This window comes from Paenirhodobacter sp. (assembly GCF_047600745.1).
GTDB lineage: Bacteria > Pseudomonadota > Alphaproteobacteria > Rhodobacterales > Rhodobacteraceae > Rhodobacter.
On record NZ_JASGKI010000001.1, the window covers coordinates 658,540 to 672,925 of the forward strand.

Here is a 14,386-nt window from a genome sequence, read left to right on the forward strand (position 1 = left end):
TCAGGGCCGGGTCACATCCTGCTGGTAGATCCAGTCGAACCGGCCCAACAGCTTTTCGGGCGCCAGTCGCGAAATCATCCGCAGGCCGAGATGGCCCACGGCGCGCTGCGCGCCCGACAGGTGATAGTTGCGCGCATTGCGGTTCGCGGCCTCGACGATCGCGGCGCAGCGCCCGGCCCGCTGCGCCTGATAGGCGGCGAGCGCTTCCGCATCCTCGTCATGCAGCGCCAGTAGCGCGGCCAGCACCCAGGCATCCTCCAGCGCCATCGACGCGCCCTGCGCCATGAACGGCAGTGTGGGATGCGCCGCATCGCCCAGGATCACCGCGCCATTGCCATGCCAGCGCTCCGCCACCGGATGCCGGAACAGGCCCCACAGCCAAGGCCGTTCCGCCTGCGCAAGCCAGCCCTGCACCTGCGGACAGAAATCCGCGAAGGCCGCGCGCAGGGTCAGGTCGTCGTCGCGCAGGCTCCAGCTTTCCTCGACCCACTGGCGCCGCTCCTCCACCGCGACGATGTTGCGCTTGCGGTGGCCGAGCGGGTAGCTGACCAGATGCTTGCCCGCGCCCATGAAGACCTGTGCAACCGGCGCTTCGCCATCCTCGGAGGGGATCACCGCGCGCCAGGCGATCTGATGGGTGAAGAACGGCGCCACCGCCCCGTTCAGCGCCGCGCGGGTGGGCGAATGCAGCCCGTCCGCCCCGATCAGCAGATCGGCCTCGGTCACCGCGCCCTGTTCAGTGGTCAGCCGCGGCGGATGATCGCCCAGCTCGACCTTCGCGATCTTCTGCAACAGCCGGATCTGCACGCCCGCGTCGCGCGCCCCCTCGGCCAGGATCGCGATCAGCCGGGCGCGGTGCAGGAAGCGGTATTCCTCCGCCGGGCGCAGCCGCGCCATGTCCAGCCGCGCCACCTGCGATCCGGTCTCGCCGTCGATCAGCTGAACCGCCGCGCAGCGCGGCCCGGCGGCGGAGAATTCATCCCCAAGACCGAGCGCATGCAGCACCCGCGCGCCATTGGGCGAGATCTGGATCCCCGCCCCCACTTCGCGGATCGCCTCGGCCTGTTCCAGCACCGTCACCTCGGCCCCGCGCAGCGCCAGCGCCCGCGCGACGGCCAACCCGCCGATCCCCGCGCCAATCACCGTGATCCGTCTTCCGATCAGCATCTGGCCCCCGATATGAAAACACCGGCACCATGGCGGCGCCGGCGGGATATGTCCTTGAGGCAGGTCAAGGTCAGTCGTCGCGATGGACGCGCTCGCGCCGCTCGTGGCGCTCCTGTGCCTCAAGCGTCATCGTCGCGATCGGCCGGGCGTCCAGCCGCCGCAGGCTGATCGGCTCACCCGTCATCTCGCAATAGCCGTATTCGCCGCTGTCGATCCGGCGCAGCGCGGAATCAATCTTGGACACCAGCTTGCGCTGCCGGTCCCGCGTCCGCAGTTCCAGCGCGCGGTCGGTCTCCTCGCTCGCCCGGTCGGCCACGTCCGGCACGTTGCGCCCGGATTCCGCGAGACCTTCCAGCGTCTCCGCCGATTGCTCCAGAAGTTCCGCCTTCCACGCCAGCAGTTTGCGGCGGAAATATTCGAGCTGACGATCGTTCATGAACGGCTCGTCCTCGGCGGGGCGATAGTCATCCGGAAGGAAGATTTCGGCCTTCATCTCTACCCTCATGCTGCTGCCCTCGGTTCCGGCGCGGCTTGGTCCTGCCGGTCTTTCGCCGGTCCCATACCGCACCACGCCTGGGTTGTCACGCCCTCCGCTCGGGCTGCGGCGTATTTGGACAGGTCGCGGTTGCGGCGCGGCGGCAGGAGCGCTACCTTTTGCGACAGATCATGGATGGAGCCCCGAACCTTGCGTTTCCACTCGACCGAAAGCTACGTCGCGCCAGCGGATCTGGTGGTTGCCGTCAATGCCGCAGTGGCGCTCGAACGGCCGCTTCTGGTCAAGGGTGAACCCGGGACGGGCAAGACCGAACTGGCGCGGCAGGTGGCGCAGGCGCTCGGCCTGCCGATGCTGGAATGGAACGTTAAGTCCACCACCAAGGCACAGCAGGGCCTCTATGAATACGATGCCGTCAGCCGACTGCGCGACAGCCAGCTCGGCGATCCGCGGGTGTCCGACGTGCGCAACTACCTGCGCAAGGGCAAGCTGTGGCAGGCGTTCGAGGCCGAGGGCCGGGTCGTGCTGCTGATCGACGAGGTGGACAAGGCCGACATCGAATTCCCGAACGACCTGCTTCAGGAACTCGACCGGATGGAGTTCCACGTCTACGAGACCGGCGAGACGATTCGCGCAAAGCAGCGCCCGATCGTCATCATCACCTCGAACAACGAAAAGGAACTGCCCGACGCCTTCCTGCGCCGCTGCTTCTTCCACTACATCAAATTCCCCGATGCCGAGACGCTGGCCGCGATCGTCCGCGTCCATTTCCCCGGCATCAAGGAAGCCCTTCTGGCCACCGCCCTGACCCGCTTCTACGAGATCCGCGAAACGCCGGGCCTGAAGAAGAAGCCGTCGACCTCGGAGGTGCTGGACTGGCTGAAGCTCCTGCTGGCCGAGGATCTGCCGCCCGAAGACCTGAAATCCGACGGCACGCATCTGCTGCCAAAGCTGCACGGCGCGCTGCTGAAGAACGAACAGGACGTGCATCTGTTCGAGCGCCTGGCCTTCATGGCACGCCGCCCGCGCTGAATCGTGCCGATTCCGTCTTGAAGAGGCCGCGCCGAATCGGTAATCAGAAAGCGTCGCGGGTGTAGCTCAATGGCAGAGCGAGAGCTTCCCAAGCTCCAGACGAGGGTTCGATTCCCTTCACCCGCTCCAATATGGGCCTGCGTAGGCCATATTTATCAATCGTTTCCGTGAGACAAACGTAGGCTCGATGCGCATTCGGGCGCACATGCGGTTTGTTCTGAACCACATCAAGCCACCGCAGCCGGATCTTCCCGGTAGCGTCGCAGGGCTCCGAAGGACGTGGATCGGCAAGGCAACCTTCACGAAAGAGCTGGAAGACCGCCGCCTCCAAGGCTACTGGCCACCTGTCCAATGCCCCGCCGACGCGGCATCATCGCTTACGGCATCGCGGCGCGAACACAGATTGGGAACTGACTCGGCACGGCGGCCACCACTGCCTCCGACGGGCGGTACGGACTCGGGTGCGGGGTAATGTCGGTTTGAGCCCATTGCGGTCATTCGGTGCCGTTCGATGTAGAGGAACAAGAGAAATCCAGCATCCAAGCCCCGTGAACCCCATAAGGACCGCGCCAGTTCATCCGGGTTTCAGATCCTTCGACGGGAACCTGACAAAACCTCATGGCAGCTCCCAACATTCTCTTGCGAGGTACTTCCTTGTTGTTGGAGTAGTAAAACGTGCTTGCCGTATGGGAATATTTCTGGTCGCGGGCATCATCATTCGCCGATCTGGGTATGATTTCGACCTGAGAGCATCCAGAAACCAGTAGGAAGAGCAGAGCAGCGCTGACTCGCATCACAATCACCCCAAATACTGTTTCTTTATCACGACTTTGCGTATGGAATAGCACCGTCCGCTTCGTCCTACAGAGCAGGCGTTGACCGCAGCCACGAGTTCATCTTGGTGCGTACGGCAATGCCACCTCCAACACAGATCCAAATTGGACATGGCATCCAGAAAATCGCACTTGTCGGCAGCCTTCTCTTGCGCGCCATATGACGTTCATCGGAAGGGCTGAAGAACCCGAGAGGTCGAGCCCCCTGGTTGCGAGGTTGATGACCGCCAACCTGATGGACAGTTCCCTGCTGACAGTCGCAAAGCTGACCTTCGCGCTCCCATTGCACCCCGTCTACCTCACCCGATCCAGCATCTCATCACAGACCTTGCGGGTGTCTTCCTGTGTCAGAAAGGCCAACACCAGGCTACTCCCGAGGGTCTTTATCGTCCTGTCGATGCCCCTGTTCGTCAGGTCAACCGTGCCTGGGCTTCACATCCGACCACCTGGGTCGATGCCCGACACCACGGGGCTTCGGCATAGGTATTCCGCCTGCTTCGTCCCGCGGAGCGGGCTTCCCGATCGTGCCCTATCTGAGGGCAGATCATCCCCGACCGGGCGATCAAACGAAAAATCCCGCCTTGCGGCGGGATTTCAAACCGGATGTTCCGAAGATCTTATTCCGCGTCTTCGGCTTCGAGGCGGGCCTTGTCGGCCTTGCCCTTGGCTTCGACGTCGCGGTCGACGAATTCGATGATCGCCATCGGCGCCATGTCACCATAGCGGAAGCCGGCTTTCAGGACGCGGATGTAACCACCGTTGCGTTCCTTGTAGCGCGGGCCCAGCACCTCGAACAGCTTCGCGACGTCCTTGTCTTCCTTCAGCTGCGAGGCAGCCAGACGACGGGCGTGCAGATCGCCGCGCTTCGCCAGTGTGATCAGCTTTTCAACGACCGGGCGCAGTTCCTTGGCCTTCGGCAGGGTCGTCTTGATCTGCTCGTGCTCGATCAGCGAACCGGCCATGTTGGCGAACAGCGCCTTGCGGTGCTCGTGGGTGCGGTTCAGGCGGCGGTATCCGCGGGCGTGACGCATGGGTCTCTCCTTCAGCGTTTTACTTTGTGTTGCCCCGCCTGCGTTGGGCGGAACGTCGTTGGGGCACCATGCCCATATGTTCCCCGGCCTTCCGGGCATTGACCGGGGGCGTGTAGGCCACGCCCCCGCAATCTGTCAAGGATCAGAACTGATCCTCGTAGCGCTTCGCCAGATCCTCGATGTTCTCCGGCGGCCAGTCCTCGACTTCCATCCCGAGGTGCAGGCCCATGCCCGAGAGCACTTCCTTGATCTCGTTCAACGACTTGCGGCCGAAGTTCGGGGTGCGCAGCATCTCGGCTTCGGTCTTCTGGATCAGGTCGCCGATGTAGACGATGTTGTCGTTCTTCAGGCAGTTCGCCGAACGGACCGACAGTTCCAGCTCGTCGACCTTCTTCAGCAGCAGCGGGTTGAATTCCAGCCCGTCGTCCGTATCCTGCTTCGAGGCCGATTCCGGTTCCTCGAAGTTCACGAAGATCGCCAGCTGGTCTTGCAGAATCCGCGCGGCATAGGCCACGGCGTCATCCGGCGTCAGAGACCCGTCGGTTTCGATCTTCATCGTCAGCTTGTCATAGTCCAGCACCTGGCCCTCACGGGTCGGCGCGACTTCGTAAGCGACCTTCTTCACCGGCGAATAGATCGCGTCGATGGCGATCAGCCCGATCGGCGCATCTTCCGGCTTGTTCTTGTCGGCCGCGACATAGCCCTTGCCGGTGTTGACCGTCAGTTCCATGAACAGATCGGCGCCATCGTCCAGGTGGCAGATGACATGATCCTTGTTCAGGACTTCGATCCCCGCCGATTTCGAAATATCGCCGCCGGTGACCACGCCCGGCCCCTTGGCCGAGATCGACAGGCGCTTCGGCCCCTCGACGTCCATCTTCAGCGAGATGCCCTTCAGGTTCAGGATGATGTCGGTGACGTCTTCACGCACGCCCGCGACCGAGGAGAACTCGTGCAGCACGTTGTCGATCTGCACCGAGGTGATCGCGGCGCCTTGCAGCGACGACATCAGCACACGGCGCAGCGCATTGCCCAGCGTCAGGCCGAAACCGCGTTCCAGCGGTTCGGCGACGACGGTGGCCAGACGTTGCGGATCGTTGCCCGGCCTGACTTCAAGCTGCGTCGGCTTGATCAGTTCGGCCCAATTCTTGTGGATCATGCGTTCTGCCTCCATACCTGTCTCCAGCTCATGTCCAAACGCCGGAAACGCCCGAGGATATAAACGTAAGAGACCGGGCCGCGCGGCGATCCGCACGGCCCGGCCGGAATTCGATGGATCAGACGCGGCGGCGCTTCGGCGGGCGGCAGCCGTTATGCGCGATCGGCGTCACGTCACGGATCGAGGTGACGGTCAGGCCGACGGCAGCCAGCGCGCGCAGCGCCGATTTACGCCCCGAACCCGGGCCCTGCACTTCGACGTCGACCGTCTTCAGGCCGTGATCCTGCGCCTTCTTGGCGGCGTCTTCGGCGGCCATCTGCGCGGCATAGGGGGTCGACTTGCGCGAACCCTTGAAGCCCATCGTGCCCGAGGAGGACCACGAAATCGCGTTGCCCTGCACGTCCGAGATCAGGATCTTGGTGTTGTTGAACGACGAGTTGATGTGAACCACACCAGCAGCGATGTTCTTGCGTTCCTTGCGCTTCACGCGCGTCTTGTCACGAGCCATTGTGTCAGCCTCCCCTTACTTCTTCTTGCCGGCGATCGGCTTGGCCGGGCCCTTGCGGGTGCGGGCGTTGGTATGGGTGCGCTGACCGCGAACCGGCAGGTTCTTGCGGTGACGCAGGCCGCGGTAGCAGCCGAGGTCCATCAGGCGCTTGATGTTCATCGAGACTTCGCGACGCAGGTCGCCCTCGACGGTCAGGTTGGCGTCGATGTATTCACGGATCGACAGCACTTCGGCGTCGGTCAGGTCGTTCACACGGCGGGTCGGGTCGATGCCGACGGCGGAAACGATCTGGTTCGCAATATGCGAGCCGATGCCCGCGATATAGGTCAGAGCGATCGGGACGCGTTTCCCGGTCGGAATGTTGACGCCAGCAATACGTGCCAAAGCGTGTATCCCTTCGTTGCGGTTCCGTATCACCAGAACCTTTTCTCACAACTAGGCCCGGAACCGCATGCCCCGCGCCCTCCTACCCGGAAACCCGGGCGATTCCCCCGAGGGGGACGCCGTGACCTAGAGGCTTTCGCCCCTCAGGTCAAGCGGCAATCTCACGTCGCGGGATTGTCAAGAACCTTCGCGATTTCGGCGGCCACCGCCTCGATCTCCGCCAGACCATCCACCACATGCAGCTTCTTCGCATGGTAGTAATAGCCGACCAGCGGCGAGGTCTTCTTGTAATATTCCATCAGCCGGGTGCGCAGGCTGTCTTCGTTGTCATCCGCGCGCCGCTTCAGGTTGGTGCTGCCGCAGACATCGCAGACGCCGGGAACCTTCGTCGGCTTGGTGACGTCGTGATAGACCTCGCCGCAGTCGCCGCAGGTGAAGCGGCCGGTGATCCGCGCGACCAGCGCCGCGTCGTCGACCCGCATCTCGATCACCGCATCCAGCGTGCTGCCGTGCTTCGCCAGCAGATCGCCGAGCGCATCCGCCTGCCCCAGCGTGCGCGGGAAACCGTCGAAGATGAAGCCGGGCGCCTTCACCGTGCTCAGCTTCTCCTCAATCAGGCCGATGACGATTTCATCGGTGACCAACTGCCCCGCATCCATCACCGCGGCGACCTTCTTGCCCATCTCGGTGCCCGAGGTCCGGGCCTCGCGCAGCATGTCGCCGGTCGACAGCTGCACCATGCCCCGCTCCTCGACGAGCTTGCGTGCCTGCGTCCCCTTCCCCGCACCCGGCGGTCCAAGAAGAATGATGTTGGTCATTGCGTAGGTCCCCCCGGATCAGCGGCGCGTCGGAGCCTTCTTGGCCCCCGACTTCTTGCGGCCGCGCAATTGCGAACGTTCGATCAGGCCTTCGTATTGATGCGCCAGAAGATGCGACTGCACCTGATTGATCGTGTCCATCGTCACCGACACGACGATCAGAACCGAAGTCCCGCCGAAGTAGAACGGCACCGCCAGTTGATGGCGCAGGATCTCGGGTAGCAGGCAGACCGCGGCCAGATAGGCGGAACCGATCACCAGCACCCGGGTCACGACGTAATCGAGGTAGTCCTCCGTCTTCTTGCCGGGGCGGATGCCGGGGATGAAACCGCCCTGATTCTTCAGGTTGTCCGCCACTTCGTCCGATTTGAAGGCCACGTTCGCCGTGTAGAAATAGGCGAAGAACACGATCATCACGACCATGAACAGCAGGTAGAGCGGCTGGCCGGGGCCGAAATAGGCCAGCACCATCGACATCACCGGCCCGGTCTGCGCGCCGGAGAAAGTCGCGATCGTGGTCGGCAGCAGCAGCAGCGACGAGGCGAAGATCGCCGGGATGACGCCCGCCGGGTTTACCTTGATCGGCAGATGGCTCGAACCGCCGTCATAGACCTTCATGCCGACCTGGCGGCGGGGATACTGGATATGGATCTTGCGCAGCGCGCGCTCCATGAACACGACGAAGGCGATGACCGCGACGACCATCACGATCACGCCCAGAATCACCGGCGTCGAGATCGCGCCCGCCCGGCCCTGCGCGAAGAACTGCGCCAGAGCGGCGGGGATTTCCGCGACGATGCCCACGAAGATGATCAGCGAAACGCCGTTGCCGATACCGCGCGCGGTGATCTGCTCGCCCAGCCACATCAGGAACATCGTGCCGCCGACCAGCGTGATGACGACCGAGGCGATGAAGAACATCCCCGTTTCATGCGCCAGCCCCCCGGCCTCCAGCGACTTCGCCAACCCATAGGCTTGGAACAGCGCGAGGGCGACGGTCGAATAGCGGGTGATCTGGTTGATCTTCTTGCGGCCCTGCTCGCCTTCCTTCTTCATCGCCTCCAGCGAGGGCACCAGTGCCGTCAGCAACTGGATGATGATCGAAGCCGAGATATAGGGCATGATGCCGAGCGCGAAGATCCCCATCCGGCCAAGCGCGCCGCCGGTGAACATCGACAGGATCCCGCCCAGCCCCGCCGCCGCGCCCGACATGAAGTTGCGCAGCGCGTCAGCATCAATGCCGGGGACCGGGATATAGGTGCCGAGCCGGTAGATGATCAGCAGCCCGATGGTGAAGAAGATGCGCTGCCGCAGCTCGGTCGCCTTGCTCAGGGCACCCCAGCTGAGGTTCGCCGCCATTTGCTCTGCAGCAGAAGCCATATGCCGTCTCTTTCATGCGAGAGGCGCCGCGCGACCGTTTCCCGGTCGGCGGCGCCTGGAAAACTGTTGCCTATGTAAGCGGGCCGAAGCCCGCCCACAACCGCTTATTCAGCGGCAGCAGCGGCAACGTTCAGCTTGCCGCCCGCCTTTTCGACGGCTTCGATCGCCGACTTCGAGGCGCCGGTGACGGTCAGCGTGACAGCCGCGCCGATTTCACCCTTCGCCAGGACGCGCACGCCATCCAGCTTGCGGCGCACGAGGCCCGAAGCCACCAGCACGTCCTCGGTGATCTCGGCCTTGCCGTCGATCTTGCCTTCGGCGATGAACTTCGCGATCAGGCCGAGGTTGACGACGGCGTAGCTCAGGCGGTTCGGCTTGGTGAAGCCGCGCTTCGGCAGACGCCGGTAGAGCGGCATCTGGCCGCCTTCGTAGCCGTTCAGCGCCACGCCCGAGCGGGACTTCTGGCCCTTGATCCCGCGACCGGCGGTCTTGCCCTTGCCCGAACCCGGGCCGCGCGCAACGCGCTTCTTCTTGCGGGCAGCGCCTTCGTTGTCGCGCAGTTCATTGAGTTTCATGTCGCTTCTCCTTGGCCGGAAACCCCCTCACAAGCGACAGAAGGGAGCACGCGGCGTTTCTTGTTGATACGATGGCACGGGGCCACCGCGCGCGTATAAAGGGCGATGCCCCGCAGATCAACCCCTCTCCGCATCGCGCAGGATCGACGCGGGCCAATAGCGCGCGACATCCGGGGCCTTCATCTCCGCCTTCAGCGCGGCCTTTTCCGCGCCCAGATCCTTCAGTTCCTGCGTCTCCGCCGCGGTCCGGTCGGGCTTCACCTTCAATTCCCGGAACCGGCGCCAGACCTCGGCCCGGTGCGCCTCCCGCGCGCGGGACGGCGCGATCATCGTGGCCAGGTCGGGATAGATCGTCGCCCGCGCCAGAGCGGCATCCACGATCCGCTCGTAGCGCGTCCCGCACAGGAACACCGGCTGATGGTGATGCACGATTCGCGCATCGGCGGCATCAAGCTGCGCGACATCGGCTTCGCTATGCCCGCCCTTCCGGGGCGAAACCGACAGGTTCCACTCCCGCCCCAACACCCGGTCGCGCAGCCCGGCGCGGCGGATCGCCACCGGAAGCGCGATCTGATCCAGCCAGGGCCGCCGGTTGGGCAACGATTCGTCGGCATCGAGCGCAAGGGCCGTCTCCAGCCAAAGTCGTGCGAAATCCGAACCGGTCGGAAAGGCCACGACGCCCGCATTGTAGTAGGGCAAACTCTCACGCCCCGAACGGGTCAGCGTGACACGTTCATTGGGCAGCGCCATGCCAAAACGGTCGTAAACCCTCTGCCAGTCCGACAGAGTCGCGCCCCAGGTGATCACCCCTTCGGGCACGACGCCGACCTCCCCCTCCCCCACCATCTGCGCCCGTGAAAACGCGCGCGTCACCGCCACATCGGTATCCAGGAACAGGGTAAAGCGCGCATCGCGCGGCTGACAGCACGCAAGGATCTTGTTTCCGTGCCGATACGGCGTCGCAAAGACTCCCTCCGTCGGCATGAAGCGGATTTCGGCCCCCATCGCCGCGTGAAAGGCCGTGATGAAGGGCGGCAATTCGGCGCGCTTCTCCTGCGGCACATAGGCGATGACCGGGACATCCCCCATCCGGGCGCGGATCGTGCTGAGCAGGATGATGCTGTCTCCCACCAGCGCGGGCGGATCCAGCACATAGATCAGGGCAAGGTCTTGCATCATAGAGGTCCAGACATGACAAACCCCGGCACAAAGGCCGGGGTTTGCTGCATTCACACGGAACGGGGCTCAGCCACGCTCTTCGATGATCTTCACAAGATGCGGGATCTTGTTGACCATGCCGCGAACCGCCGGGGTATCTTCCAGCTCACGGGTGCGGCGGATCTTGTTCAGCCCGAGGCCCTTCAGGGTCGCGGTCTGGATCGCGGGACGGCGGGCGGCCGAAGCGACCTGCTGCACGACGATGGTTTTCTTGGACATGTCTCAGTCTCCTCAGGCTTCGGCCGCTTCAGCGGTCTCGGTCTTCGGCAGGATGTCCGCAACCTTCTTGCCGCGGCGTTGCGCGACGTGACGGGGCGAGGCTTCCTTCTTCAGACCGTCGAGCGTGGCCCGGATCATGTTGTAGGGGTTCTGCGAGCCGATCGACTTCGCAACAACGTCCTGCACACCCAGCATCTCGAACACGGCCCGCATCGGACCACCCGCGATGATCCCGGTCCCGGGAACGGCGGTGCGCATCACCACCTTGCCGGCGCCATGACGGCCTTCGACATCGTGGTGCAGCGTGCGGCCGTCGCGCAGCGGAACGCGAACCAGCGAACGCTTCGCCTGTTCGGTCGCCTTGCGGATCGCTTCCGGCACTTCCTTGGCCTTGCCCTTGCCGAAGCCGACGCGACCGCGCTGGTCACCGACGACGACGAGAGCCGCAAAACCGAAGCGCTTCCCGCCCTTCACGGTCTTCGAGACGCGGTTGATCGCAACGAGGCGATCGGCGAATTCCGGGGTTTCCTCGCGTTCGCGACGGTCCCGACGGTTTTCCCGTTCTGCCATAAGGCATTCCTTTCGTGATGGCGCAGTTCACGCCGTAAATACCAATCCTGGTGAGTGGCCCGAAGACCACTCCCGGATCATCGGGGCGGCGCAGACGCCGCCCACCGGATCAGAACTTCAGACCACCTTCGCGGGCCGCATCGGCAAGAGCCTTGATCTTGCCGTGGAACAGGAAGCCGCCACGGTCGAAGTAGCATTCTTCGACACCCGCCGCCTTCGCGCGTTCCGCGATCGCCGCACCGATCTTCGCCGCCGCTTCGACGTTGTTCTTGCCGACGACACCGAAATCCTTTTCGAGGGTCGATGCCGCCGCCAGGGTCACGCCCTTTACGTCGTCGATCAGCTGCACGCTGATGTTCTTCGAGGAACGATACACCGACAGGCGCGCACGCCCGTTGGCCATCGCACGGAGCTTGTTCCGCACGCGCAGGCGGCGCTTGAGGAACAGATCGCGTTTGTTGTTCGCCATTTTCGCCACCCTTACTTCTTCTTGCCTTCCTTGCGGAAGACATACTCGCCCTTGTAGCGGATGCCCTTGCCCTTATAGGGCTCCGGCTGCCGCCATTCGCGGATATTCGCGGCAACCTGACCAACGAGTTGCTGGTCGATGCCTTCCACGGTGATTTCGGTCGGCTTGGCCGAGGTCACGGTGACCCCTTCCGGAACCTCGAAATTCACTTCGTGCGAATAGCCGAGCGAGAGCTTCAGAACCTTGCCCTGCATCGCGGCGCGGTAACCCACACCTTGAATTTCGAGCTCTTTCTTGAAGCCGGTGGTGACGCCGACGCCGAGGTTCTCGATCATCGAACGCGCCATGCCCCATTGCTGGCGGGCGCGCTTCGAAGTCCCGCGCGGCGTCACCTTCACGGTGTTGCCGTCGAGGGTGATCGTCACGTCGTCGGTGGCGGTGAAGCTGCGGGTGCCCTTCGGCCCCTTCACTTCGATGGTCTGGCCATCCAGCTTGGCGCTCACGCCAGCGGGCAGCTCGACCGGTTTCTTACCAATACGAGACATGCGAACCTCCTTAGAACACGGTGCAGAGCACTTCACCGCCAACATTGGCAGTGCGTGCAGCCGCGTCCGTCATGACGCCTTTCGGCGTGGAGACGATCGAGATGCCAAGGCCCTGGCGGACCGTCGGGATCTCCTTCACCGAAGCATAGACGCGGCGGCCGGGGGTCGACACGCGCTTCAGTTCACGGATGACGGGGGTGCCTTCGAAATACTTCAGCGAGATTTCGAGTTCCGGCAGGCCCTTCGCGCCTTCCTTCTTTTCATAGCCACGGATGTAGCCTTCCGCCGCCAGCACGTCCAGAACCCAGGCGCGCAGCTTCGACGCGGGGGTGCGGACGGTGGACTTGCCGCGCATCTGCGCGTTGCGGATACGGGTCAGCATATCGCCGATGGGGTCGTTCACAGACATTCCCGTTCTCCCTTACCAGCTCGACTTCACCATGCCCGGGATCTGGCCAAAGGAGGCCAGTTCGCGCAGCATGATCCGCGAGAGTTTGAGCTTACGGTAGTAAGCATGGGGACGGCCGGTGAGCTGGCAGCGGTTGTGCAGCCGGACAGCCGACGAGTTGCGGGGCAGTTCCGCCAGTTTCAGCGTCGCCTTGAAGCGATCTTCCATCGGAAGGGACTGGTCTTCGATGATCGCCTTCAGCGAGGCGCGCTTGTTGGCGTATTGCTTCACCAGCTTCGCGCGCTTCACTTCGCGTTCAACCATGGATTTCTTGGCCATAAGGTGTGTCTCCCGCGGATCAGCTGTTGAAGGGCATGTTGAATTGCTTCAACAGCGCCTTTGCTTCCGCGTCCACTTTGGTGGTGGTGCAGATGATGATGTCCATGCCGAGCACCTCATCGACCTTATCGAAGTCGATTTCCGGGAACACGATCTGTTCCTTCAGGCCCATCGCATAGTTCCCGTTGCCGTCGAACGAGGTGCCCTTCACGCCGCGGAAGTCGCGAACGCGCGGCAGCGCCACGTTGATCAGGCGGTCCAGGAATTCATACATCCGGTCACCACGGAGGGTCACCTTGCAGCCCAGCGGCATCTCTTCCCGCACGCGGAAGCCGGCGACCGACTTCTTCGCATGGGTGATGACTGCCTTCTGACCGGCGATGAGCGTCAGCTCCTCGGCCGCCTGCTTGACCTTCTTGGTGTCCTTCACGGCTTCGCCGACGCCCATGTTGATCACGATCTTGTCCAGACGCGGGATCTGCATGTCGTTCTTGAAGCTGAACTCTTCCTTCAGCGCCGCGCGGATCTTTTCGCGATACAGCGTCTTCAGGCGCGGGGTATAGGTGGCTTGGTCGAGCATCAGATCGCCTCCCCGGTGGTCTTGGCGAAACGCACCTTCTTGCCGTCTTCGAGACGGAAGCCGACGCGGGTGGCCTTGCCGTTGGCATCGACCAGCGCGAGGTTCGACAGGTCGATCGGCATCGCCTTCGCGATCCGGCCGCCTTGCGAGGTTTGCGACTGGCGGGTGTGGCGGATGGCGGTGTTCACGCCTTCCACGACGGCCTTATTGTCCTTGGGCGACACGGACGAAATCTCGCCCTGCTTGCCCTTGTCCTTGCCGGTGAGCACGACGACCTTGTCGCCCTTACGGAGTTTCGCAGCCATTACAGCACCTCCGGCGCAAGCGAGATGATCTTCATGAAGCTCTTCGCACGCAGTTCGCGCACGACCGGCCCGAAGATACGGGTGCCGACCGGTTCGCCCTGGTTGTTCAGGATGACAGCGGCGTTGCGGTCGAAACGGATCGACGTGCCGTCTTCGCGACGGACTTCCTTGGCGGTGCGGACGACGACGGCCTTGCGGACATCCCCCTTCTTCACGCGCCCCTTCGGAATCGCTTCCTTGACCGACACCACGATGATGTCGCCCACGGATGCGTAGCGGCGGTGCGAACCGCCCAGAACCTTGATGCACTGAACCTTCCGGGCTCCGGAATTGTCAGCAACATCCAGATTGGTCTGCATCTGGATCATTGGGT

The 14,386-nt window shown here is 63.5% G+C and carries 20 protein-coding genes and 1 tRNA gene; 2 read left to right on the forward strand and 19 right to left on the reverse strand.

Annotation, left to right across the window (positions count from 1 at the left end; all coding sequences use genetic code 11):
- Positions 1-1,167 (reverse strand): FAD-dependent monooxygenase, encoded by a 1,167-nt coding sequence (locus tag QM789_RS03500; RefSeq protein WP_420350571.1) that lies wholly within the window; start codon positions 1,165-1,167, stop codon positions 1-3.
- A 70-nt stretch (positions 1,168-1,237) separates the two neighbouring features.
- Positions 1,238-1,660 (reverse strand): RNA polymerase-binding protein DksA, encoded by a 423-nt coding sequence (gene dksA / locus QM789_RS03505; protein ID WP_420350572.1) that lies wholly within the window; start codon positions 1,658-1,660, stop codon positions 1,238-1,240.
- Positions 1,661-1,852: 192 nt separating this feature from the next.
- Between dksA and QM789_RS03510 the strand changes: the two genes are divergently transcribed.
- Entirely contained in the window at positions 1,853-2,692 is an 840-nt protein-coding gene (locus QM789_RS03510) for an AAA family ATPase (RefSeq protein ID WP_420350573.1), read from the forward strand.
- Between the two features lie 55 nt (positions 2,693-2,747).
- A tRNA-Gly gene (locus QM789_RS03515) sits at positions 2,748-2,821 on the forward strand.
- A gap of 1,321 nt (positions 2,822-4,142) precedes the next feature.
- Here QM789_RS03515 and rplQ read toward each other — a convergent pair.
- The 17 genes from rplQ to rplN form a co-directional block, all read right to left on the reverse strand.
- Positions 4,143-4,556, reverse strand: a complete 414-nt coding sequence (rplQ, locus tag QM789_RS03520) for a 50S ribosomal protein L17 (RefSeq protein ID WP_420350574.1) — start codon at positions 4,554-4,556, stop codon at positions 4,143-4,145.
- Positions 4,557-4,698: 142 nt separating this feature from the next.
- Positions 4,699-5,715 carry a DNA-directed RNA polymerase subunit alpha gene (locus QM789_RS03525; protein ID WP_420350575.1) on the reverse strand — a complete coding sequence of 339 codons (1,017 nt, stop codon included), beginning with the start codon at positions 5,713-5,715 and terminating at the stop codon, positions 4,699-4,701.
- Positions 5,716-5,833: 118 nt separating this feature from the next.
- A complete protein-coding gene (rpsK, locus tag QM789_RS03530) occupies positions 5,834-6,223 on the reverse strand; it encodes a 30S ribosomal protein S11 (RefSeq protein ID WP_420350576.1) in 390 nt (129 codons plus the stop codon).
- A gap of 15 nt (positions 6,224-6,238) precedes the next feature.
- Positions 6,239-6,607 (reverse strand): 30S ribosomal protein S13, encoded by a 369-nt coding sequence (rpsM, locus tag QM789_RS03535; protein WP_420350754.1) that lies wholly within the window; start codon positions 6,605-6,607, stop codon positions 6,239-6,241.
- A gap of 161 nt (positions 6,608-6,768) precedes the next feature.
- Positions 6,769-7,425: an adenylate kinase gene (locus tag QM789_RS03540; RefSeq protein WP_420350577.1), complete on the reverse strand. Its 657-nt coding sequence runs from the start codon at positions 7,423-7,425 to the stop codon at positions 6,769-6,771.
- A gap of 18 nt (positions 7,426-7,443) precedes the next feature.
- Positions 7,444-8,805, reverse strand: coding sequence for a preprotein translocase subunit SecY (secY, locus tag QM789_RS03545; protein ID WP_420350578.1), 1,362 nt, complete (start codon positions 8,803-8,805; stop codon positions 7,444-7,446).
- Positions 8,806-8,909: 104 nt separating this feature from the next.
- Entirely contained in the window at positions 8,910-9,380 is a 471-nt protein-coding gene (gene rplO / locus QM789_RS03550) for a 50S ribosomal protein L15 (protein ID WP_420350579.1), read from the reverse strand.
- A 117-nt stretch (positions 9,381-9,497) separates the two neighbouring features.
- Positions 9,498-10,556 (reverse strand): hypothetical protein, encoded by a 1,059-nt coding sequence (locus QM789_RS03555; protein WP_420350580.1) that lies wholly within the window; start codon positions 10,554-10,556, stop codon positions 9,498-9,500.
- A 69-nt stretch (positions 10,557-10,625) separates the two neighbouring features.
- Positions 10,626-10,817, reverse strand: coding sequence for a 50S ribosomal protein L30 (gene rpmD, locus QM789_RS03560; protein ID WP_420350581.1), 192 nt, complete (start codon positions 10,815-10,817; stop codon positions 10,626-10,628).
- A gap of 12 nt (positions 10,818-10,829) precedes the next feature.
- Positions 10,830-11,387, reverse strand: coding sequence for a 30S ribosomal protein S5 (gene rpsE / locus QM789_RS03565; protein WP_420350582.1), 558 nt, complete (start codon positions 11,385-11,387; stop codon positions 10,830-10,832).
- 109 nt (positions 11,388-11,496) lie between these two features.
- Positions 11,497-11,856: a 50S ribosomal protein L18 gene (rplR, locus tag QM789_RS03570; RefSeq protein WP_420350583.1), complete on the reverse strand. Its 360-nt coding sequence runs from the start codon at positions 11,854-11,856 to the stop codon at positions 11,497-11,499.
- 11 nt (positions 11,857-11,867) lie between these two features.
- The gene (rplF, locus tag QM789_RS03575; protein WP_420350584.1) at positions 11,868-12,401 is read right to left on the reverse strand and encodes a 50S ribosomal protein L6; all 534 of its coding nucleotides are present in this window, start codon (positions 12,399-12,401) and stop codon (positions 11,868-11,870) included.
- Between the two features lie 10 nt (positions 12,402-12,411).
- The gene (rpsH, locus tag QM789_RS03580; protein ID WP_420350585.1) at positions 12,412-12,810 is read right to left on the reverse strand and encodes a 30S ribosomal protein S8; all 399 of its coding nucleotides are present in this window, start codon (positions 12,808-12,810) and stop codon (positions 12,412-12,414) included.
- Between the two features lie 12 nt (positions 12,811-12,822).
- Positions 12,823-13,128 (reverse strand): 30S ribosomal protein S14, encoded by a 306-nt coding sequence (rpsN, locus tag QM789_RS03585; RefSeq protein ID WP_420350586.1) that lies wholly within the window; start codon positions 13,126-13,128, stop codon positions 12,823-12,825.
- Positions 13,129-13,147: 19 nt separating this feature from the next.
- Positions 13,148-13,708, reverse strand: a complete 561-nt coding sequence (gene rplE, locus QM789_RS03590; protein ID WP_420350587.1) for a 50S ribosomal protein L5 — start codon at positions 13,706-13,708, stop codon at positions 13,148-13,150.
- On the reverse strand, positions 13,708-14,013 hold the full coding sequence (rplX, locus tag QM789_RS03595) for a 50S ribosomal protein L24 (RefSeq protein ID WP_420350588.1): 306 nt from the start codon (positions 14,011-14,013) through the stop codon (positions 13,708-13,710). Before rplX ends, rplE begins: the two co-directional genes overlap by 1 nt.
- Positions 14,013-14,381 carry a 50S ribosomal protein L14 gene (gene rplN, locus QM789_RS03600; RefSeq protein WP_420350589.1) on the reverse strand — a complete coding sequence of 123 codons (369 nt, stop codon included), beginning with the start codon at positions 14,379-14,381 and terminating at the stop codon, positions 14,013-14,015. Before rplN ends, rplX begins: the two co-directional genes overlap by 1 nt.
- Positions 14,382-14,386 lie beyond the last annotated feature (5 nt).

Excerpts from the sequence above, each read along its gene's own strand:
- QM789_RS03555 (WP_420350580.1), bottom strand. The coding sequence starts at position 10,556 with ATGCAAGACCTTGCCCTGATCTATGTGCTGGATCCGCCCGCGCTGGTG.
- rplE (WP_420350587.1), bottom strand. The coding sequence starts at position 13,708 with ATGCTCGACCAAGCCACCTATACCCCGCGCCTGAAGACGCTGTATCGC.
- rplR (WP_420350583.1), bottom strand. The coding sequence starts at position 11,856 with ATGGCGAACAACAAACGCGATCTGTTCCTCAAGCGCCGCCTGCGCGTG.
- dksA (WP_420350572.1), bottom strand. The coding sequence starts at position 1,660 with ATGAAGGCCGAAATCTTCCTTCCGGATGACTATCGCCCCGCCGAGGAC.
- secY (WP_420350578.1), bottom strand. The coding sequence starts at position 8,805 with ATGGCTTCTGCTGCAGAGCAAATGGCGGCGAACCTCAGCTGGGGTGCC.
- rpsK (WP_420350576.1), bottom strand. The coding sequence starts at position 6,223 with ATGGCTCGTGACAAGACGCGCGTGAAGCGCAAGGAACGCAAGAACATC.
- rplF (WP_420350584.1), bottom strand. The coding sequence starts at position 12,401 with ATGTCTCGTATTGGTAAGAAACCGGTCGAGCTGCCCGCTGGCGTGAGC.
- rplN (WP_420350589.1), bottom strand. The coding sequence starts at position 14,381 with ATGATCCAGATGCAGACCAATCTGGATGTTGCTGACAATTCCGGAGCC.
- rplO (WP_420350579.1), bottom strand. The coding sequence starts at position 9,380 with ATGAAACTCAATGAACTGCGCGACAACGAAGGCGCTGCCCGCAAGAAG.
- rpmD (WP_420350581.1), bottom strand. The coding sequence starts at position 10,817 with ATGTCCAAGAAAACCATCGTCGTGCAGCAGGTCGCTTCGGCCGCCCGC.
- rpsN (WP_420350586.1), bottom strand. The coding sequence starts at position 13,128 with ATGGCCAAGAAATCCATGGTTGAACGCGAAGTGAAGCGCGCGAAGCTG.
- QM789_RS03500 (WP_420350571.1), bottom strand. The coding sequence starts at position 1,167 with ATGCTGATCGGAAGACGGATCACGGTGATTGGCGCGGGGATCGGCGGG.
- rplQ (WP_420350574.1), bottom strand. The coding sequence starts at position 4,556 with ATGCGTCACGCCCGCGGATACCGCCGCCTGAACCGCACCCACGAGCAC.
- rpsH (WP_420350585.1), bottom strand. The coding sequence starts at position 12,810 with ATGTCTGTGAACGACCCCATCGGCGATATGCTGACCCGTATCCGCAAC.
- QM789_RS03540 (WP_420350577.1), bottom strand. The coding sequence starts at position 7,425 with ATGACCAACATCATTCTTCTTGGACCGCCGGGTGCGGGGAAGGGGACG.
- rpsE (WP_420350582.1), bottom strand. The coding sequence starts at position 11,387 with ATGGCAGAACGGGAAAACCGTCGGGACCGTCGCGAACGCGAGGAAACC.
- rplX (WP_420350588.1), bottom strand. The coding sequence starts at position 14,013 with ATGGCTGCGAAACTCCGTAAGGGCGACAAGGTCGTCGTGCTCACCGGC.
- QM789_RS03525 (WP_420350575.1), bottom strand. The coding sequence starts at position 5,715 with ATGATCCACAAGAATTGGGCCGAACTGATCAAGCCGACGCAGCTTGAA.